This window comes from Nocardioides caricicola, from assembly GCF_039541135.1.
Classification (GTDB): Bacteria; Actinomycetota; Actinomycetes; order Propionibacteriales; family Nocardioidaceae; genus Nocardioides; species Nocardioides caricicola.
Genome location: NZ_BAABFQ010000007.1, coordinates 168,328 through 187,591, shown reverse-complemented (window position 1 = coordinate 187,591; position 19,264 = coordinate 168,328). Strand labels below are relative to the sequence as shown.

18 protein-coding genes and 1 riboswitch are annotated in these 19,264 nt (G+C 73.6%); of the genes, 17 read left to right on the top strand and 1 reads right to left on the bottom strand.

The window, feature by feature from the left end:
- Positions 1–41 precede the first annotated feature (41 nt).
- From ABD875_RS14960 to ABD875_RS14945, 4 genes are all read left to right on the top strand, one after another.
- The gene (locus ABD875_RS14960) at positions 42–2,822 is read left to right on the top strand and encodes a hypothetical protein (RefSeq protein ID WP_345178570.1); all 2,781 of its coding nucleotides are present in this window, start codon (positions 42–44) and stop codon (positions 2,820–2,822) included.
- Positions 2,809–3,645 carry an ABC transporter ATP-binding protein gene (locus tag ABD875_RS14955; protein WP_345178561.1) on the top strand — a complete coding sequence of 279 codons (837 nt, stop codon included), beginning with the start codon at positions 2,809–2,811 and terminating at the stop codon, positions 3,643–3,645. The genes ABD875_RS14960 and ABD875_RS14955 overlap by 14 nt, the downstream gene beginning before the upstream one ends.
- On the top strand, positions 3,642–4,280 hold the full coding sequence (locus tag ABD875_RS14950; protein WP_345178553.1) for an ABC transporter ATP-binding protein: 639 nt from the start codon (positions 3,642–3,644) through the stop codon (positions 4,278–4,280). The genes ABD875_RS14955 and ABD875_RS14950 overlap by 4 nt, the downstream gene beginning before the upstream one ends.
- Positions 4,281–4,441: 161 nt before the next feature.
- Positions 4,442–4,591, top strand: a riboswitch (cyclic di-AMP (ydaO/yuaA leader).
- Positions 4,592–4,594: 3 nt separating this feature from the next.
- On the top strand, positions 4,595–5,101 hold the full coding sequence (locus ABD875_RS14945; RefSeq protein WP_345178542.1) for a C40 family peptidase: 507 nt from the start codon (positions 4,595–4,597) through the stop codon (positions 5,099–5,101).
- 24 nt (positions 5,102–5,125) lie between these two features.
- Here ABD875_RS14945 and ABD875_RS14940 read toward each other — a convergent pair whose 3' ends face one another.
- Positions 5,126–5,737 carry a hypothetical protein gene (locus tag ABD875_RS14940; RefSeq protein ID WP_345178519.1) on the bottom strand — a complete coding sequence of 204 codons (612 nt, stop codon included), beginning with the start codon at positions 5,735–5,737 and terminating at the stop codon, positions 5,126–5,128.
- Positions 5,738–5,881: 144 nt separating this feature from the next.
- On the opposite strand from ABD875_RS14940, the gene ABD875_RS14935 reads away from it, so the two are divergent.
- From ABD875_RS14935 to meaB, 13 genes are all read left to right on the top strand, one after another.
- Complete coding sequence (locus tag ABD875_RS14935) at positions 5,882–6,256, top strand: hypothetical protein (protein ID WP_345178512.1); 375 nt, start codon at positions 5,882–5,884, stop codon at positions 6,254–6,256.
- Positions 6,256–7,545 carry a hypothetical protein gene (locus ABD875_RS14930; RefSeq protein WP_345178502.1) on the top strand — a complete coding sequence of 430 codons (1,290 nt, stop codon included), beginning with the start codon at positions 6,256–6,258 and terminating at the stop codon, positions 7,543–7,545. Before ABD875_RS14935 ends, ABD875_RS14930 begins: the two co-directional genes overlap by 1 nt.
- Before the next feature lie 185 nt (positions 7,546–7,730).
- Positions 7,731–8,993, top strand: coding sequence for a TadA family conjugal transfer-associated ATPase (locus ABD875_RS14925; protein ID WP_345178494.1), 1,263 nt, complete (start codon positions 7,731–7,733; stop codon positions 8,991–8,993).
- Positions 8,993–9,847 carry a type II secretion system F family protein gene (locus tag ABD875_RS14920; RefSeq protein ID WP_345178484.1) on the top strand — a complete coding sequence of 285 codons (855 nt, stop codon included), beginning with the start codon at positions 8,993–8,995 and terminating at the stop codon, positions 9,845–9,847. Before ABD875_RS14925 ends, ABD875_RS14920 begins: the two co-directional genes overlap by 1 nt.
- Complete coding sequence (locus tag ABD875_RS14915; RefSeq protein ID WP_345178478.1) at positions 9,844–10,758, top strand: type II secretion system F family protein; 915 nt, start codon at positions 9,844–9,846, stop codon at positions 10,756–10,758. The genes ABD875_RS14920 and ABD875_RS14915 overlap by 4 nt, the downstream gene beginning before the upstream one ends.
- An 8-nt stretch (positions 10,759–10,766) precedes the next feature.
- The gene (locus ABD875_RS14910) at positions 10,767–10,961 is read left to right on the top strand and encodes a hypothetical protein (RefSeq protein WP_345178472.1); all 195 of its coding nucleotides are present in this window, start codon (positions 10,767–10,769) and stop codon (positions 10,959–10,961) included.
- Positions 10,961–11,347: a TadE family protein gene (locus ABD875_RS14905; protein WP_345178466.1), complete on the top strand. Its 387-nt coding sequence runs from the start codon at positions 10,961–10,963 to the stop codon at positions 11,345–11,347. The genes ABD875_RS14910 and ABD875_RS14905 overlap by 1 nt, the downstream gene beginning before the upstream one ends.
- The gene (locus tag ABD875_RS14900; RefSeq protein WP_345178462.1) at positions 11,344–11,838 is read left to right on the top strand and encodes a hypothetical protein; all 495 of its coding nucleotides are present in this window, start codon (positions 11,344–11,346) and stop codon (positions 11,836–11,838) included. The genes ABD875_RS14905 and ABD875_RS14900 overlap by 4 nt, the downstream gene beginning before the upstream one ends.
- Positions 11,825–12,265, top strand: a complete 441-nt coding sequence (locus tag ABD875_RS14895) for a TadE/TadG family type IV pilus assembly protein (protein ID WP_345178459.1) — start codon at positions 11,825–11,827, stop codon at positions 12,263–12,265. Before ABD875_RS14900 ends, ABD875_RS14895 begins: the two co-directional genes overlap by 14 nt.
- A 64-nt stretch (positions 12,266–12,329) precedes the next feature.
- Complete coding sequence (locus ABD875_RS14890; RefSeq protein ID WP_345178456.1) at positions 12,330–14,414, top strand: acyltransferase family protein; 2,085 nt, start codon at positions 12,330–12,332, stop codon at positions 14,412–14,414.
- A 72-nt stretch (positions 14,415–14,486) separates the two neighbouring features.
- Complete coding sequence (locus tag ABD875_RS14885; protein WP_345178453.1) at positions 14,487–16,127, top strand: methylmalonyl-CoA mutase family protein; 1,641 nt, start codon at positions 14,487–14,489, stop codon at positions 16,125–16,127.
- Positions 16,124–18,226, top strand: a complete 2,103-nt coding sequence (gene scpA / locus ABD875_RS14880) for a methylmalonyl-CoA mutase (protein ID WP_345178450.1) — start codon at positions 16,124–16,126, stop codon at positions 18,224–18,226. Before ABD875_RS14885 ends, scpA begins: the two co-directional genes overlap by 4 nt.
- Complete coding sequence (gene meaB, locus ABD875_RS14875; RefSeq protein ID WP_345178447.1) at positions 18,226–19,194, top strand: methylmalonyl Co-A mutase-associated GTPase MeaB; 969 nt, start codon at positions 18,226–18,228, stop codon at positions 19,192–19,194. Before scpA ends, meaB begins: the two co-directional genes overlap by 1 nt.
- Positions 19,195–19,264: the final 70 nt, after the last annotated feature.

Genomic DNA, 19,264 nt, shown 5'->3' with positions numbered 1-19,264 from the left:
AAAGGGGTGTGGAAGCGCTCCCACGCACGTAGGGTGCCGGTGTGACGCGGCCCACCACCCCTGCACCTCGGCACGGGCGGGGACGGGCCCGGTCGCAGGCCCGGTCGCACGTACTGTGGCGGGCCGCACCGCGCCGGCTCTGGCGCACGCCGGGCTGGCTGCTGCTGGTGTTCGTCGCGGCGACCCTGCTGGTCTCCTCGGCGGTCGCCCCGGCGCTGTTCGTGGCCACCGCGCGCTCGACCGCGCTGACCGACCGCCTCGACACCGCGCGCGGCGCGCCGTTCGGCCCCGAGTCCGGCGACCTGCGCGTCACCTGGGACGCCGTGCTCCCGCCCGCCAGCGAGCAGGTCCTCATGGACCGGCTGAACACGCTGGAGGGCTTCAGCGCGCCGACCGTGGGCGCCGCCGGCGTCGGCCAGAGCCACACCCGCAAGTCGCTGGTCCGCGCGGGGGAGGTGGTCGACGAGGGCGTGCTCTGGTACCACGACGGCGCGGTCGAGGCCCTCGGCGGTGACGAGGACGCGGAGGGGATCTGGCTCCCCGAGGAGATCGCCGGCCGGCTGGGCATCGAGGTCGGCGACCGGGTGCGCATCGGGCTGGTCTCGACGTTCATCGCCAGCACCGGGAAGCTCACGCCGACCGTGCTCGCCGGCACCTACGAGACCGCCCCGGGCTCCGCGCTGCCGGCGGTCCTCGCCGACGACCCCGACAGCGACCGCTGGTACCTGCCGATCGACCCCGAGGACCCCACCGGCAACTCCCCGCTGGCGATCGTCGGCCGCGCGACCTTCGACGAGCTGGTGCTGGCGACCGCCGACTCGCCCCTCTACATCGCCGACCTCCGGCTCGACCCCGGCATCAGCCCCGACGAGGCGCTCGCCGCGGTCGACGAGATCAAGCAGCTCGGCAACGACGCCTACGACGGGTCGCAGGAGCTGGCGCGCTACCTCGCCGACGCCGAGCCGCAGGGCGCGGACCTCGCGGTCGCGTCCGGGCTGCCCGACATCGTCTTCGACTCGAACCAGACCGCGACGTCGGCCCGCGACCAGGTCCGGCCGTACGCCGTGGCCGGGCAGGTGCTCGCCGCGGCGCTGCTGGTCGGCGGCTGGGTGCTGCTCGGGCGCGGCCGGCGCCGCGAGCAGGTCCTCGCCTCCGGGCTGGGCGTGCGTCCCGGCGAGGTCGCCGGGCTGACCGCGCTCGAGGTGCTGCCGGCGTGCGTGGTCGCGGCGCCCGCGGGACTCGGTCTCGCGCTGCTCGGCATCGCGCTCACCGGGCCGTCCGACGCCACCGAGGTCAGCGCGACGACCCCTGACCTGGTGCGCGCCGGGGTCGCCGCCCTGGTCGCGCTGCTGCTGATGGCCGCGACCGCGGCCGTGTCCGCCGCCGGCATGGACCGCCAGGCGCGGGTCTCGAGGCTCGGCGGCCGTCGCGTCGTGATGCCGTGGGGCATGGCGCTGCTGGTCGCGACCGTGGCCGTCGGGATCGCCGTGCTCGGCGTCGACGTCGCCCGTCGCAGCAGCACGCCGCTGGCGATGCTGCTGCCGGTCCTGGTGGCCGCGACCGTGGCGCTCGCGGTGGCGCGGGTGGCCGGCTGGGCGCGCGGGCGGCGTACGACCCGGCGGGGGCGGGGCTCCGCGCGCTGGCTGGCGTCGCGTCGGACCGGCACCGTCCTGCGCGAGATCACCGCGCTGACGGTCGTGATCGCGGTCGCGCTCGGGCTGTTCGGCTACTCGCTGACCGTGCGGCGCGGGCTCGACCAGGGCGTCGACGACAAGACTGCGGCGCTGGTCGGCGCGCGCTCGACGCTGAAGGTCGACGAGGACTTCCGCCGTCAGGGCATGAAGGTCGCGACGACGGCGCCGGTCGAGCGCACCTCACTCGTGTGGCGCCGGGGCGCGAGCATCCCGCCGACGTTCGGCGAGGCGCCGGTGCTGGCGATCGACCCGACGACGTTCGCCGACGTCGCCGACTGGGGCAGCTCCGGGACCCTGGACGCCGGCCGGGAGCTCGTTCCGGACCTGCTGGAGAAGGCCAAGGGGCTGCCGGTGATCCTGTCCGGCGACCCCGACCAGGAGGTCGGCGACCACGGGACCCTCGACTTCAGCGGCGAGTTCCAGGTCCCGTTCGAGGTGGTCGGTGTGGTGAAGGCGTTCCCCGGCGCCGAGTCCGACACCGGCAACACCACGGTGATCATCAACTGGCGGAAGCTCGTCACGGTGCTGCCGCCGACCGTCGACCCGCGCAAGAAGCTCGCCTCGAGCGGCGACGCGGGGGCGTTCGCGTCGTGGGTCTGGTCCGACCGGGGGCCTGCCGACCTGCGCGCCGTGCTCGACGACGACGGCATCGCCACCAACGGCAGGCTCGACAGCAGCGACCAGGCCCGCGTCGGCAGCGGGTTGGTCGCGGCGACCTGGGCGGCGGCGTACGTCCTCGCGCTCGGCTGCGTCGCGCTCGCCCTGGCCGTCGCCGCGTCGCTGGTGCTGGCGCTGCGGCTCGCCGACCGCGACGCCGTCTCCGACGTGCTGCTCGCCCGGATGGGCTTCGCCTCGGGCGAGCTCGCCCGGTCGCGGACCTGGGAGGTGGGGTACGCCGTGCTGACCGCCGTGCTGGCGGCGGGCATCGCGACCGCGGCGCTCGTGCTCGGGCCGACGGTCATCGACGCGACCGCGACCATCCCGCCGCTGACCCGGCCGCGGCCCGACGTCACGGACGTCGTCGTCCTGGTCGGCGTGCTCGTCGGGATCGTGCTGCTCGCCTGGCTGATCGGCGCCCAGCGGGCCCGGCGCCGCCACCCTGCGGAGGTGCTTCGTGGCAACGGATGAGGTCGTGGGCGAGGCCGTGGTGACCTGCGAGGACCTCGTGAAGGTCTTCCGCTCGGCCACCGGCGAGACGCACGCGCTGCGCGGGATCGGGCTCGAGGTGCTGCCCGGCGTGCTGACGGTCGTGGCCGGGCCCTCGGGCAGCGGCAAGAGCAGCCTGCTGACGCTGCTCGGCGCGCGCGACCGGCCGAGCGCCGGCCAGCTCACCGTGCTCGGCAGCGACGTGGCGGCGGCATCCACCCGGCAGCTGCGGACGCTGCGGCGGCGCCGGATCGGGTTCGTCCCGCAGCGCTCGTCCGAGGCGGTGTTCCCGCACGTGCGCGCCATCGACCAGCTGCGCCAGGTCGGCTCGTGGCGCGGTGACGGCGGCGACCCCGCCGGCGCCCTCGAGGCCGTCGGGCTCGGCGACCGCGCCGGCCACCTGCCGTCCGCGCTGTCGGGCGGTGAGCAGCAGCGGCTCGCGGTCGCGCTGGCGCTGGTCGGCTCACCCCAGCTGGTGGTCGCCGACGAGCCGACCGCCGAGCTCGACCACGCCAACGCCGACAAGGTGATGGACGCCCTGCTCGCCACCGCGGCCGCCGGCTGCGCCGTCGTGATCAGCAGCCACGACGACCGGATCACCCACCGCGCCGACCGGCTGCTCCGGCTGCGGCACGGTGTGGTGTCCAGCGAGACCTCCGGGCAGCAGGCGACCGCCGCGGTCATCGACTCGACCGGCCGGCTCCAGCTGCCGCCCGCCGTGCTCGACCTGTTCCCCTCCCGGCGGGTGGTCGTCGAGACCGTCGGCGACGAGGTCCGGCTGCGGCGGCCCGAGGAGACGCCGTGAGCGGGCTCGAGGTGGTGGACGTCAGCCACGGGTACGGCGCCGGCACCGGCCGGGTCGAGGTGCTGCACGGCGTCTCGCTCGCCGTCGCGCCCGGCGAGCTCGTCGCGCTGGCCGGACCGTCCGGATCGGGCAAGACCACCGTGTGCCACCTGGCGGCGGGGTTCGAGTCGCCCGAGCGGGGCGCCGTCCGTGTCGACGGGCGGCCGGCCGCGGAGATCGCGGACTGGGCGGTCGTGGCCGTGGTGCCCCAGCAGCACGGGCTGCTCGCCGGGCTCAGCGTCGAGGACAACATCTGCCTGCCCGCGCACCGGGCCGGCGTCGACCCGGCCGCGGCGTTCACGCGGCTGGCCGAGGCGCTCGACCTCGGCGCGTTCACGCGCCGCGGGGTCGCCGAGACGTCGCTGGGCGAGCAGCAGCGCACGGCGGTGGCCCGGGCGCTGGTCCTCGCGCCGCGGCTGGCCGTCCTCGACGAGCCCACCGGGCACCAGGACGACGACCACGTGGAGCAGGTCGTGGCCGCCCTCGCGGCCACCGCCCGGGCGGGTTCGGCGATGCTCGTGGCGACCCACGACCAGCGGGTCTGGGAGGTCGCGGACCGCGTCGTACGCCTCGACGAGGGCCGCGTCGTCGTGTGACCTCGGTCTAGTTGGACCGGAAATCCACGCGGGGCGTGTGGCGTGGGCCACGAGAACCGGACCATACCGACTGGCGTTTTCCGCAAATCGTCCTGCATGGTCGTTGACGGTTGCACCAACGCACACCGGCCGCGGGATCGCCGAGTCCTGCCCATCCGCGGTCGTCTCCTCTGATGGAACCGGGCAGGAGTGGGGGAACCACCTTCGCGGTCAGCCTGCTGGCCGCTCGGGGTGAAGTCACGGAGACGTGACCGGGCACCTTCTGCGCCCGAACCCGACAGCTCACCTCACAGGCGTCGGAAGGAATCCGTTCGATGCACGTCACCCTGCCCTCGATCGCGCGCGCCCTCGTCGGCGCCGCCCTCGCCGGAGCGCTGCTCACCGCCGCTCCCGCCCAGGCCGCCACCGGCCACGCCGACCGCGACCGCGACCGCCACAAGCACGAGCCGACCCGCGTCGAGCGCGCGATGAGCGTCGCGGCCGCCCAGAAGGGCGACCCGTACCGCTACGGCGCCGCCGGCCCCGGCGCGTTCGACTGCTCCGGCCTGGTGTTCTACAGCTTCCGCCGCGCCGGGTTCTCCAACATCCCGCGCACCTCCAGCGCGCAGGCGCACTTCGCGCGCCGGATCTCGCGCGGCGCCATGCAGCGCGGCGACCTGATGTTCTTCTACGACGGCGGCGGGGTCTACCACGTCGGCGTGTTCGTCGGGTTCTCCCACGGGCGCCGCCACGTGCTGCACGCGCCGTACTCCGGCACGCGGGTGCGCATCGACCGCGTGTGGACCGACAGCTGGTACCCGGGCACGCTGCGCAAGCGCTGACCGCCTCCGGGCTCTCCCTGGCGGCTACTTCCAGGTGAACGTCGCCAGCGTCGCGTCGATGACGTCCTGGCGCTCCTCCGGCGATGCCGCAGGGCTGAACAGGAACGTCAGCGCGACCACCTTGCCGTCGGTCTGGGCGCCGAACTCCTCGAGGTAGAGGTTCTTCTGCACCTGACCGGCCAGGTGGTAGGCCTCCGTGCCGTCGAGCTCGGTGAGCGGCAGCTTCTTCGGCTGCCTGGGATAGAAGCTCGACTCGAGCCAGTTGTCGGCCAGGCCGTCGGCGCTCATCGACAGGTCGTACGACTTGATCTGGGCGAGGGTGATCGACGAGAAGGTGTACTCGCGGGTCCCGGCGTCCACCTGCTGCGGGACGATCCGCGGGGTGAGGAACCAGCCCTTCGGCGCGCGCACCGACGCCAGCGGGAGGTCCAGCACCGGGCCGGTCGCGGGCGCCACGGTGCTGCTCGGCTCGCCGGTCGGCTCTCCGGTCGCCTCGTCGGTCGGGCTGGGTGAGGACGTCGCCGAGCTGGTGGTGGGATCCGGGCTCGGGTCGGCGCTCGCGTCGTCGTTGCCGCACGCGGCGCCCAGGAGGAGCACGGCGGCGAGCGCGGCAGCGGACGCAGCGGTCTTCGGCACGACCAGAACCTTGCCGCCCGGCATCGACCTCAAACCGATCGCCGGGCTGAGGTTTTGCCCCGTCGCCTCCGGGGCAAGCGCTCGTTGTCGGACAGGACAGCTTTCATCGGGGGAAGGGTCGACAGTCAGATGCAAGCGTTGGAGATGCTCGAGACGTTGGGGCTCCCGGAGGACCTCATCGCGGACGTCCGGTCGATGCTCAACCAGAGGGCGGCGGCCCTCGAGGCGGTGAAGCCGACGCCGATCGGCGAGGTCTTCGGCGGCTCGCCCGCCGGCAGCCAGCTCAGCCACCACACCGCGCTCGCGCGCGAGCACGTCGCCGAGGCGGTGCTGCAGATGGCCGCGGGCCTGCGCGGCTTCCGCGACGAGCTCGGCTCGCACGAGGCGCGGATGGACTACACCGACACCCAGAGCGCCGTCGACCTGAAGAAGATCGAGGCGGCCGCGGCCTGCGTGGCGCCCACCGACTTCTCGGCCAACAACCAGTGCACGCTCCCGACCTCGGGCGGTGACGACTGATGGCCGGACCCCAGCGCGCCCGCCTCGACACCGCGCTGACGGGCGCCTTCGAGCACGTGGTCGACGACCACGCACGCGAGTGGAACACCTGCGTGCGCACGCTCTCCACCATCGCCGCGGCCCTGCGCCGCGCGTCGCCGGAGATGAAGGAGCAGATCGGCGGCGAGACCGGCCCCGCGATCGACCGGGCCTTCGCCAAGTCCGCCCAGGGCATGGAGGCCAAGGCCCGCGAGCTGGTCAAGGGCAGCGGCGCGCTGCAGTCCGCGTCCGAGGTCATCCGCGCGGCTCGGCAGGAGCGAGCCGAGCTGAACGCCGACACCCGGCAGGAGCCTGGGGAGTACCGCCCGCCCGTCGGCCAGCCCACCGAGAAGGACCTCCAGGAGGAGGCGCAGAACAAGCAGGCGCACGCCGCCTACGACGCGTGGTACGCCGACCAGGAGCGCCGCGCCCAGATCCAGGCCGACCGCATGGACCGGGTGTTCGAGCACTCCACCGCGGTCATGAAGGACATCCACGGGATCCCCGACCCCGAGCAGCCCCCGGGCGGCCCCGGCGGCGGCTCCGATGGCCCCGGCGGCGGCAGCGCCCCCGGCCCTGCGAGCGCCCCGGGAGGCCCCGCCGGCGGTAGCGGGCCCCGTTCGCCCCAGCCGCCCACGCCGTACGACCCGCCCGGGCCGAACGGCGGCAAGCCCGGCCCCGGCTACGTGCCCGGCCCCGGTGGCGACTACGTGCCGCCGATCGGAAGCGGTCCGCAGGGCGGGACCGTGCTCCCCATCGACTACACGCCCGGCACCTCCGGCGGTGTCGGCTCGGTCGGCTCCGCCGGACCGGCGGGCTCGGGCGGCCTCGGCGCCTCGACCGGCGCCGGCGTCGCCGGCGCCGCAGCCGGCGGCCTCGGGGGCCTGCTCGCCTCCGGCCTCGCCGGCCGTGGGGGCGTGACGCCCGTCGTCGCCTCGCCCGGCACAGCCGCGAGCGGCGTCCGCGGCATCGGCGCCACCGGTCGCACCGGGATCTCCGGCGCCCTCGGCAAGCCCGGCGTCTCCGCGGTCAGCCCGAGTGGTGGTCCGGCCACCGCGTCGCGCAGCGCGGCCTCTCGCGCCGCCGGCTCTCGCGGCACCGGCGGTGCCGCCGGTCGCGGCAGCCGCTCCTCCGCAGCCGGCCCCGGCGGCACGGCTGCCGGTCGCGCCGGCAACCGCAAGGACGACGAGAAGCGGCGCAAGCACGACCTCTTCGACGCCAGCGAGGACTGGGTCGACGACGAGGACGCCGCGCCCAGCGTCCTCGACTGAGCGCTTCGTGGACGCGACTGCCACCTCCGTCGAGTGACGCGAGATGGCCGTTCCCCGGGTGAAATCTGGACCATCTGACGTCACTCGACGGTCCGAGCACCGTTGTCCACAGCGTGGAGAAGCGATCTGTTTGACCCGCCCGACGTGCGGAGACACTGAGCGCTAGGACCATCTCGGGGGACGCGATGTCACTGACCCAACGGCGTACGGCGAACGCGCACGACGAGCTCGTCGAGGAGCTCGACCAGCACGTGCGCGAGCTGGTTCGCCGTGAGGCGGTCGACCCGCAGCGCGATGCGGCGCTGGTGCGCCGCATCGCCGAGAGCGTCGTGCGTGACCACGACGACCGCAGCCTCACCGGCGCCGTCGCGCCGGTCCCCGACGTCGACTCGATGGTCGGCGAGCTGGTCGCGCGGGTGTCGGGCTTCGGGCCACTGCAGCCGTTCCTCGACGACCCCGCGGTCGAGGAGATCTGGATCAACGACCCGAGCCGGGTGTTCGTCGCGCGGTACGGCCGCCACGAGCTGACGAACCTGGTGCTCACCAGCGCCCAGGTGCAGGAGCTGGTCGAGCGGATGCTGAAGTCCAGCGGGCGCCGGATCGACCTCAGCCGCCCCTTCGTGGACGCGATGCTCCCGGAAGGACACCGGCTGCACGTCGTGCTCGAAGGCATCAGCCGGGGGTTCTCGGCCGTCAACATCCGCAAGTTCGTGCTGCGCGCCGCTCGGCTCCCGGACCTGGTCGAGCTGGGCAGCCTCACGCCCGCCGCCGCGACGTTCCTCGAGGCCTCGGTCCGCGCCGGGCTCAACATCCTGGTCGCGGGCGGGACCCAGGCGGGCAAGACGACGATGCTGAACTGCCTGGCCGCCGCGATCCCCGGTGGCGAGCGGGTCGTCTCGGCCGAGGAGGTCTTCGAGCTGCGCTTCCCGCACCCCGACTGGGTGCCGCTGCAGACCCGGCAGTCCGGGCTCGAGGGGACGGGGGAGATCCGGCTGCGCGAGCTGGTGAAGGAGAGCCTGCGGATGCGGCCCAGCCGGATCATCGTCGGCGAGGTGCGCGCGGAGGAGTGCCTCGACCTGCTGCTGGCCCTGAACGCCGGGCTGCCCGGCATGTGCACGATCCACGCGAACTCCGCGCGCGAGGCACTGGTCAAGATGTGCACGCTGCCGCTCCTCGCCGGCGAGAACATCTCGGCGCGGTTCGTCGTGCCGACCGTCGCGGCGAGCGTCGACCTGGTGGTCCACCTCGGCATCGACGAGCAGGGCGTGCGCCGGGTCAACGAGATCGTCGGCGTACCCGGCCGCGTCGAGAACGACGTGATCGAGACCGAGCCCGTCTTCGAGCGTCGCGGCGGCGAGCTCCGGGCGACCGGGGGACGGCCGCCGCACCCGGAGCGGTACGAGCGGGCGGGGCTCGACGTCCGCCGGATCCTGAGCCAGGAACGCTGATGGGTGCGCTCGTCGGGCTGGGTGTCGGCGTCGGGCTGATGCTCATCTGGAGCGCGTTCTTCCTGCCTCGCACCCCACCGGCGGAGAGCCGTACGCCGGGTCGCGCGACGCAGCTGCTCGCCCGGGCCGGGCTCGGGCAGGTGTCCGTGACCGGGTTCGTGATCCTGTGCGCGGTGTGCGGGCTGGTCGCCGGCTTCGTGCTGCAGGTCGTGTCGGGCACGCCGCCGGTCGCGGTCGCCTTCGGCCTGATGGGCGCCTGGCTCCCGGTCGCCGTCGTGTCCGGACGAGCGCGCCGCCGCCAGCGCGAGCTCGCCGAGGTGTGGCCGGAGGCGGTCGACAACCTCACGTCCGCGGTGCGCGCCGGGATGTCGTTGCCCGATGCGCTGGCGGCGCTCGGCACCCGCGGACCCGAGCCGCTGCGCGAGGCGTTCGACCGGTTCGCGCTGGACTACCAGGTGAGCGGCCGGTTCGGCGAGAGCCTGGACCGGCTCAAGGACCGGCTGGCCGACCCGGTCGGCGACCGGGTGATCGAGGGGCTGCGGATCGCGCGTGAGGTCGGCGGAGGCGAGCTGGGCCGGCTGCTGCGCAACCTCTCGGCGTACCTGCGAGACGACGCGCGCATCCGCTCGGAGCTCGAGGCCCGGCAGGCGTGGACCGTCAACGGTGCTCGTCTCGCGGTCGCGTCGCCGTGGCTGGTGCTGCTGTTCATGTCGTTCCAGTCCGACGTCATCCGCCGCTACGCGTCACCGGCCGGGGTCATCGTGCTCGCGGTCGGCGCGCTCGCGTGCGTGGTCGCCTACCGCCTGATGATGCGCATCGGGCGCCTCCCCACCGAGCGGCGGATCCTCTCGTGACGCCGGTGCTCTGGGGTGCGACGCTCGGCGCGGTCCTCGCCGCCGGGGTCCTTCTCGTCGCGACCCGGGTGCGGGCGATGCGTCGCCCGCAGCTCGCCGTGCGGGTCCTCCCGTACGTGCGGGACCTGCCCCAGGTGGGTGCGCTGCCGACGCCGACAGGCTCGGGCCTGCTCAAGCCGACGCTGCGCGCCGCTGCCGACACCGTCGAGCGGGTGCTGGGCGGGGCGACGTCCGTGCGCCGCCGGCTGGAGCGCGCGAACATCGACAAGACCGTGCACGAGTTCCGCGTCGAGCAGGTGCTGTGGGGGATCGTCGGGTTCGCCGCGGCCGCGGCGTTCGGCGTGCTGCGGATGCTCGGCGGCTCCAGCTCGGTGGCGGGCTCGCTGCTGCTCTGCGGGATCGCGTTCGTCGTCGGCGTGCTGGCCCGCGACTCCCACCTGACCGGGCAGGTGCGCGCCCGCGAGCGCCGCATCATCGCCGAGTTCCCCACGGTGGCCGAGCTGCTCGCCCTGGCAGTGGCGGCCGGCGAGAGCCCGGTGCTCGCGCTCGACCGCGTCGTACGACGCAGCGGTGGCGAGCTGTCGGTCGACCTGTCGCGCGTGCTCGCCGACATCCGCACCGGCGAACCCGTCGGTGCCGCCTTCGACCGCCTCGCCGCGGCGACCGGCCTGCCCCTCGTCGCGCGGTTCGCCCAGGGCGTCGCGATCGCGGTCGAGCGGGGCACCCCGCTGGCCGACGTGCTCCACGCCCAGGCCGCCGACGTCCGCGAGGCCAGCCGCCGCGAGCTGATCGAGACCGCCGCCCGCAAGGAGGTCTTCATGATGGTGCCGGTGGTGTTCCTCGTGCTCCCGATCACCGTCCTCTTCGCGTTCTGGCCCGGCGTGGTCGGCCTCAGCCTGACGACTCCTTAGGAGGAGCTATGGAACACATCTCGATGACCCTGACGAGGCTCTACCTGGCGCTGACGGCGCCGCGGGAGCGCGACGAGCGTGGCGACGTGCCGGGCTGGGTGATGATCACCGTGATGACGGCGGGCCTCGTCGTCGCGATCACGATGGTCGCGAAGCCGCAGCTGCAGTCGATGCTCAGCAGTGCGCTCGACCAGGTGAAGTAGTGCCCAGGCCGCGCGGCGAGCGCGGGTCCGCGGTCGTGGACTTCGTGCTCGTCCTGGTGGTGCTGGTGCCGATCTTCCTCGGCATCCTCCAGGTCGCGCTGGTGCTGCTGGTCCGCAACACGCTCGCGTCCGCGGCGTCCGAGGGCGCGCGGTACGCCGCCACCCTGGACCGCGGCCCGGCGGACGGGGAGGCGCGCACCCGGCACCAGATCGACGGTGCGATCTCCGGTCGGTACGCCGACGACGTGTCCGCCCGGCCGGCGATGATCGACGGTGCTCCGGGTGTCGAGGTCGTCGTGCACGCGACCGTGCCCGCACTCGGGCTGTTCGGCCCGGGCGTGGAGCTGACCGTCACCGGCCACGCCGTGGAGGAGCAGCGGCCGTGAGGAAGCGGGACGAGCAGGGGAGCGCGCTGGTCGAGCTGACCTGGCTCGGGATCCTGCTGCTGATACCGCTGCTCTGGATCGTGCTGTCCGTCTTCGAGGTGCAGCGCGGCGCGTTCGCGGTCAGCGGCGCCGCCCGCGCGGCCGGTCGCGCGTACGCGCTCGCCCCGACCGACGCCGAGGGGCGGCAGCGCGCCGAGGCCGCGGCCCGGCAGGCGCTGGACGACCAAGGCGTCGGCGACGCTCCGCTCGACGTGCGGATCACGTGCACGCCGTACCCCCACGACTGCCACAACGGCACGTCGGTGATCACCGTCGTGATCGCCTCGCGGGTCGACCTGCCGCTGCTGCCGGCGTTCCTCGGCGGCCACGCGCCGAGCTTCGCGCTGGACGCGACGCACACGGTGCCGATCGGCCAGTTCCAAGAGGTGCAGAGCCAAGAGGCGCAGAGCCAAGAGGCGCAGAGCCAGGAGGTCGAACGTGCGACGCCGTGACGAGCGCGGCCAGGCGACCGTGATGATCGTCGGGTTCGCGTTCGTGCTCCTGATCGGGATCGCGGTCGTCGTCGACGCCTCGGCGGCGTACCTCCAGCGCCAGGGCCTCGACACCGTCGCCGACGGCGCCGCGCTGCGCGGCGCCGACCTCGGCGCCACCGGGCGCGAGGTCTACACCGGTGGCGTTCCCGAGGGCCGGCTCGACCTCACCTCGGCCGCGGTCCGTTCCGCGGTCCACGACTACCTCGTCTCCTCGGGCGCGTACGCCGAGTACCCCGGCCTGTCGTTCGACGTCTCCGTCGACCGCGCGTCGTCGAGCGTCACCGTCAGCGTCCAGGCGCCGCTCGACCTCCCGCTCACCGTCCCCGGCTCGCCCGAGGTGGCGACGATCGGCGCCACCGGGTCCGCGGTCGTGGTGGCCGAGTAACGGTCCCCGGGCCCACGCTCGTGGATGCCAGCGGGAGCGGTGAACTCTGTTAGCGTCGCGCTCCGTGTCTTGGGCTTACCGGCCGCAACTCGACGGCATGCGCTGCCTGGCCGTCTACGTGGTCCTCCTGTTCCATGCCGGGGTCTCCCAGGCCGGCGGCGGCTACATCGGGGTCGACCTCTTCTTCGTGCTCTCCGGGTTCCTGGTCACCAACGTCATCCTCAACGAGATCGACGCCGAGGGCCGGTTCTCGGTGGGCAGCTTCTACGCCCGGCGCGTACGTCGGCTGCTCCCGGGCGCGGTGCTGGCGATCGCCGCCACCTGCGTGGTGCAGGTCCTGCTGGTCAGCGAGCCGGACCGGCTCTCGATGGTGCGCGACGCCCAGGCCGCGCTGCTCTACGTCGCGAACTGGCAGTTCATCGCCGACGCGAACGACTACTTCGGCTCCGAGGCCAGCTCCTCGCCGTTCCTGCACTTCTGGTCGCTGTCGATCGAGGAGCAGTACTACATCGTCTATCCGCTGCTGGTGCTCCTGGTGCTGGGGCGCCTGCGCTGGTCGCAGCGCCGGCTCGCGACGGTCCTGTCGGTGCTCGTCGTGGCGTCGGTGGTCGCGCAGGTCCTCGCCTCGCGCGTCGACGAGAACTACGCCTACTACGCCACCCAGACCCGGATCTACCAGCCGCTGGTCGGCTGCGTGCTGGCGATCGCGCTGCGCGGGCTGACCAGCCGGGTGGACAACCACGGCCACGCGTCGGCCGGGCACGCCCGGGCCGCGGCCCTCGCCGCGGTCGCCGGCCTGCTCGGCGTGCTGCTGCTCTGCAGCGACCTCCTCGACATCGACCGGAGCCTGCGCGGCCTGCTCGCGACCGTGGCCAGCGCCGCGGCGATCGGTGGTGTCGTGCTCGCCGACCGGGCGCTGGTCTCGAGGGCGCTGTCGTTGTCCTGGCCGCGCTACCTCGGCCAGATCTCGTACGGCACCTACCTGTGGCACTGGCCGGTGCTGCTGGCGCTCACCGCCGTGCTCACCGTCGCGCCCCTGATGCTCGCGGTGCTGGGCGCGGTGGTCGCCACGGCGCTCGCAGCCCTGTCCGCGCAGCTGCTGGAGAACCCGATCCGCCGGTCCCGCCCACTGGGCCGGGTGCCGTGGCGCGTCGTCGCCGGCGGCCTGGCCGTGAGCGTGGTGGCCGCGGTCGTCGTCGTCCCCACGGTGCTCGAGAGCTCGCGCCAGCCGGCGATCGCCGCCGCGTCGGGCAGCGGCAAGCTGCCCGCCTCCGTCGGCGACGAGCTCCACCAGCTCAACAAGCCGGTGCCGGACGACATCGACTTCGCCGCGCTCAAGGCCGACAACGGCGAGGTCGGGCCGCAGTGCAGCGACGGCACCCCGGAGTCGTGCGTGGTGGTGGACGAGGGCACCGGCCCGCTGGTGCTGCTGGTCGGCGACAGCCACGCCGGCATGCTCGCCCCGGCCCTGCACCGACTGGCCGAGGACCGGGGCTTCCGGCTCTCCACCGACATCATGAACAACTGCCCGTGGCAGCGGGGGCTGAGCTTCGGCAAGGCCGACCCGAGCGTGCAGGAGGCGTGCGCCGCGATGCGCGAGGAGCTGTACGACACGATCCTCCCCGCGATGAAGCCGGACCTGGTGATCCTGGCGAGCAACGTCCGCACCACGCCCGGCTGGGAGGCGCAGGCGCAGGCCGACGACGCCGCCGAGCACCCGCGCGAGACCTACGACCAGATGATGCTGCGCAAGGCGCGCGACACCGTCGCGGAGATCGCCGCGACCGGCGCGCGCGTGAACATCACGCACACGACGTTCGGCACCAACGGCTACGACCTCGGCGGCTTCGACCCGCTCGACTGCCTGGCCCGCGCCGACCAGCAGGCCGACTGCGCGGTCGTGCCGCCCCGCACGGCGCCGAGCGTCGACGCCGGGTACGCCGAGATGGCGGTCACGATGGACGGCGTCTACACCTCCGACCTGGGGCCGGCGTACTGCCCCGGCGTCGTGCTGTGCGCCCCGATCGTCGAGGGCGAGGTGGTCTGGCACGACCTCAACCACCTCTCGAGCGCCTTCGTCATCGCCGCCCGCGACGCCATCTGGACCCAGCTCACTGCCTCCGGGTCGATGAAGGGCCTCCAGCCCTAGCGGCAGACCCGGCATCGTTGAGAACGTCACACTGGGTAGCCGCCACCGGCGTACCTCTTTATCGTGCGCTCTATGACTGACCACGCTGGGCTGGAAGAGCCCGCGGAGCTGGAGCCTGACCAGGGCTCGCTCGACCTGGCGTCCCCCGACGACACGTGGACCGCCGCCGACTGGGAGGCGCAGGCGGCCGCGGTGCTGCGCAAGGCGCGGCGGATGACCGACGAGGACCCCGACGACCTGGTCTGGAAGAAGCTGACGCGGACCACGCTCGACGGGATCCCGGTCACGCCGCTGGGCACGCACAGCCTGCTCGACGGCCTCGAGACCAGCGGCCGGCCGACGCGGTCGGGGGACTGGGACGTCCGCGCCCGCGTCGACGGTAGCGACGCCAAGCGCGCCAACGAGGAGGCGCTGGTCGACCTCGACGGCGGCGTCACCAGCCTGTGGCTGACGGGCGCGACCGACTACGCGGTCGCGTTGAAGGACGTGCTGCTCGACCTGGCCCCGGTGGTGCTGGACGGCGGCGACCCGCAGGCGTTCCTCGCGTACGCCGAGGGCCGCGAGCTGCACCCCGAGACCAACCTCGGCGTGCCGGCGGCCGACGCCACCGCCGACCTCGCCCGGCAGGCGCTCGAGCGCGGCATCCGCGCGTTCGTCGTCGACGCCAGCGCGATCCACGACCGCGGCGCCTCGGACGTCCAGGAGCTCGGCTGGTCGATGGCCGCCGCGGCGGCGTACCTGCGCACGCTGACCGGTGCCGGGCTCAGCGTGGCCGAGGCCGCCGGCCTGGTGGAGTTCCGCTACGCCGCGACCGACGAGCAGTTCACGACGATCGCCAAGCTGCGTGCCGCCCGCCGGCTGTGGACCCGGGTGCTGGAGCTCAGCGACGGCAGCGGCGAGATGCGGCTGCACGCGGTCACCAGCCGCCCGATGATGACGAAGTACGACCCGTGGGTGAACATGCTGCGCACCACGGTCGCGGCGTTCGCCGCCGGCGTCGGGGGAGCCGACAGCGTCACCGTGGTGCCGTTCGACAGCCCGCTCGGCCGCCCGGACGCCTTCGGCCGCCGGATCGCGCGCAACACCAGCCACCTGCTCATCGACGAGGCGCACGTCGCCCACGTCGCCGACCCGGCCGGCGGCTCCTACGCCGTCGAGAAGCTCACCGACGACCTGGCCCGCGCCGCCTGGGCGACGTTCGGCCGCCTGGACGATGGCGCCGACCTCGACGCCGAGATCGAGAAGGTCGTGGCCGAGCGCGAGCGCCAGGTCGCCACGCGCAAGCGCCCGATCACCGGGCTGACGGAGTTCCCGAACCTCGGCGAGACGCTGCCCGTGCGCGACGGCGAGCCGGACGACGTCCGCCGCTACGGCGCCAGCTTCGAGGCGCTGCGCGATGCGCCCCCGGCGAGCCCGGTCCACCTGGCGACACTCGGCACGGTCGCCCAGCACACCGCCCGCGCGACGTTCGCGACCAACCTGCTCGCCGCCGGTGGCATCGCGGTCTCCGCGGAACCGGCCCGCGTGGCGTGCGTGGCCGGCACCGACGCGGCGTACGACGAGCAGGGCGCCGAGACCGCCGCCCAGCTGCGCGCGAACGGCGCGGAGTGGGTGATCGTCGCCGGCCAGCCGCGGGACTGGGCCGACGACAGCTGCGCGATGGGCGTCGACGCCCTCGACTTCCTGACCCGCACGAGGGAGAAGCTGGCATGAGCGGCGTTCCGAAGAGCTTCAGTGCCGAGCCGTGGATGTCCCCGGAGGGCATCGAGATCAAGCCGTCGTACGGCCCCGAGGACATCGCCGGCCTGGACGCGCTGGACACGCTGCCGGGCCTGAGCCCGTTCCTGCGCGGGCCCTACCCGACGATGTACACCACCCAGCCGTGGACGATCCGGCAGTACGCCGGCTTCTCCACCGCCGAGGAGTCCAACGCGTTCTACCGCCGCAACCTCGCGGCCGGCCAGAAGGGCCTCAGCGTCGCGTTCGACCTGGCGACGCACCGCGGCTACGACTCCGACCACCCGCGGGTGCGTGGCGACGTGGGCATGGCCGGCGTGGCGATCGACTCGATCTACGACGCGCGCCAGCTGTTCGACGGCATCCCGCTGGACCAGATGTCGGTGTCGATGACGATGAACGGCGCCGTGCTGCCCGTGCTCGCGCTCTACATCGCGGCGGCCGAGGAGCAGGGGGTGAAGCCGGAACAGCTCGCGGGGACCATCCAGAACGACATCCTCAAGGAGTTCATGGTCCGCAACACCTACATCTACCCGCCGGCGCCGAGCATGCGGATCATCAGCGACATCTTCCAGTACACGTCGCAGAACATGCCGCGCTTCAACTCGATCTCGATCTCCGGCTACCACATCCAGGAGGCCGGGGCGACGGCCGACCTGGAGCTGGCGTACACGCTGGCCGACGGCGTGGAGTACATCCGCGCCGGCCTCGACGCGGGCCTCACCATCGACCAGTTCGCGCCGCGGTTGTCGTTCTTCTGGGCGATCGGCATGAACTTCTTCATGGAGATCGCCAAGATGCGCGCGGCCCGGGCGCTGTGGGCGCGGCTGGTGCGCCAGTTCGACCCGCAGAACCCGAAGTCGCTCAGCCTGCGCACCCACTCGCAGACCAGCGGCTGGTCGCTCACCGCGCAGGACGTGTTCAACAACGTCGGGCGCACCTGCATCGAGGCGATGGCGTCCACGCAGGGCCACACCCAGAGCCTGCACACCAACGCCCTCGACGAGGCGATCGCGCTGCCGACCGACTTCTCGGCCCGCATCGCGCGCAACACCCAGCTGCTGCTGCAGCAGGAGAGCGGTACGACGGGCACCATCGACCCCTGGGCCGGCAGCTACTACGTCGAGCGGCTGACCCACGACCTCGCGGAGCGCGCCTGGGCGCACATCCTCGAGGCCGAGAAGGCCGGCGGCATGGCCGCCGCGATCGAGCAGGGCATCCCGAAGCTGCGCATCGAGGAGGCCGCCGCGCGCACCCAGGCGCGCATCGACTCCGGGGCGCAGAAGGTCATCGGCGTCAACACCTACCGGCTCGCGGCCGAGGACAAGCTCGACGTGCTCAAGGTCGACAACGACGACGTCTACCGCCAGCAGATCGCCAAGCTGGAGCGGCTCCGCGCGGAGCGGGACGACGAGGACGTCCGCCGTACGCTCGAGGCGCTCACGAACGCCGCTGAGCGGGCGAACGGCAACCTGCTCGAGCTCGCCGTCGACGCGGCCCGCGCCAAGGCCACCGTCGGCGAGATCTCCGACGCGCTGGAGAAGGTGTACGGGCGGCACCAGGCGGTGATCCGTACGATCAGCGGCGTGTACAGGGACGAGTCCACGCAGTCCGGCGACTCGCTGCTGCAGCAGGTGCTCGACGCGACCGACGAGTTCGAGGAGGCCGAGGGCCGTCGCCCGCGCATCCTGGTCGCCAAGATGGGCCAGGACGGCCACGACCGCGGCCAGAAGGTCGTGGTCAGCGCCTTCGCCGACATGGGCTTCGACGTCGACGTGGGTCCGCTGTTCTCCACGCCCGAGGAGGTCGCCCAGCAGGCGATCGACGCGGACGTGCACATCGTCGGCGTCTCGTCGCTCGCGGCCGGACACCTCACGCTGCTGCCCGCGCTGAAGAAGGCGCTGGCCGAGCAGGGCCGCGACGACATCATGGTCGTCATCGGTGGCGTGATCCCGCCCGACGACGTACCGACGCTGACGCAGATGGGTGCGGCCGCGGTGTTCCTGCCGGGCACCGTGATCGCCGAGTCGGCCCTCGACCTGCTGGCCCGGCTGCGCGAGCAGCTCGGCCACTGATGCCGGACGTCGGCGCCCTCCTCGAGGGCATCCGCGCCGGGAACCGGGCCGCGGTCTCGCAGGCGATCACGCTCGTCGAGTCCACCAGCCAGCGGCACCGCGCCCAGGCCCGCGAGCTGCTCACCGAGCTCGGCACGACGTCGACGTCGACCCGGGTCGGCATCTCCGGGGTCCCGGGCGTCGGGAAGTCGACGTTCATCGAGGCGCTCGGCTCCCGGCTGACCGCGGCCGGACACCGGGTGGGCGTGCTCGCCGTCGACCCGTCGAGCGTGCGGACCGGGGGATCGGTCCTGGGCGACAAGACCCGGATGGCCCGGCTGGCCACCGACCCGAACGCCTACATCCGCCCCTCGCCGAGCGCCGGCACCCTCGGCGGCGTCGCGCGCGCGACCGTGCAGGCGATGACCGTCCTCGAGGCGGCGTCGTACGACGTCGTGCTGGTCGAGACCGTCGGCGTCGGCCAGTCCGAGGTGACCGTCGCCGGCATGGTCGACACGTTCGTGTTCCTCACCCTGGCGCGGACCGGCGACCAGCTGCAGGGCATCAAGAAGGGCATCCTCGAGATCGCCGACGTGATCGCGGTGAACAAGGCCGACGGCGACCGGCAGCAGGAGGCGCGGGCGGCCGCGCGTGACCTGGCCGGGGCGCTCCGGCTGGTCCGCGGCAAGCAGGAGTGGGCGCCGCCGGTCGTCACCTGCTCCGCGCTGGAGGACACCGGCGTCGACGACGTGTGGGACCGGGTGGGGGAGCACCGCGCGCACCTCGGTGCCGACGGCCTCGCCGACAAGCGGGCGCGCCAGCAGCTCGACTTCACCTGGGCACTGGTGCGCGACGAGCTCGACCAGCGGCTGCGCCACTCCGAGGGCGTCAAGGCGATCCGCGCCGAGCTGCGCGAAGCCGTCCTGTCCGGGGAGCTGCCCGCGACGCTGGCCGCCGACCGGATCATCGCGGCGTACGACCAGCGCTGAAGGGTGAGTGGTCTGGACGTCCCAGTGGTTCGGGACGCCGATCCCATGCGGGCGGGACACCGGGCCTTGC

Excerpts from the sequence above, each read along its gene's own strand:
- ABD875_RS14935 (WP_345178512.1), top strand. The coding sequence starts at position 5,882 with ATGCTCGAGACGTTGGGGCTCCCGGAGGACCTCATCGCGGACGTCCGG.
- scpA (WP_345178450.1), top strand. The coding sequence starts at position 16,124 with ATGAGCGGCGTTCCGAAGAGCTTCAGTGCCGAGCCGTGGATGTCCCCG.
- ABD875_RS14945 (WP_345178542.1), top strand. The coding sequence starts at position 4,595 with ATGCACGTCACCCTGCCCTCGATCGCGCGCGCCCTCGTCGGCGCCGCC.
- ABD875_RS14910 (WP_345178472.1), top strand. The coding sequence starts at position 10,767 with ATGGAACACATCTCGATGACCCTGACGAGGCTCTACCTGGCGCTGACG.
- ABD875_RS14925 (WP_345178494.1), top strand. The coding sequence starts at position 7,731 with ATGTCACTGACCCAACGGCGTACGGCGAACGCGCACGACGAGCTCGTC.
- ABD875_RS14930 (WP_345178502.1), top strand. The coding sequence starts at position 6,256 with ATGGCCGGACCCCAGCGCGCCCGCCTCGACACCGCGCTGACGGGCGCC.
- ABD875_RS14885 (WP_345178453.1), top strand. The coding sequence starts at position 14,487 with ATGACTGACCACGCTGGGCTGGAAGAGCCCGCGGAGCTGGAGCCTGAC.
- meaB (WP_345178447.1), top strand. The coding sequence starts at position 18,226 with ATGCCGGACGTCGGCGCCCTCCTCGAGGGCATCCGCGCCGGGAACCGG.
- ABD875_RS14920 (WP_345178484.1), top strand. The coding sequence starts at position 8,993 with ATGGGTGCGCTCGTCGGGCTGGGTGTCGGCGTCGGGCTGATGCTCATC.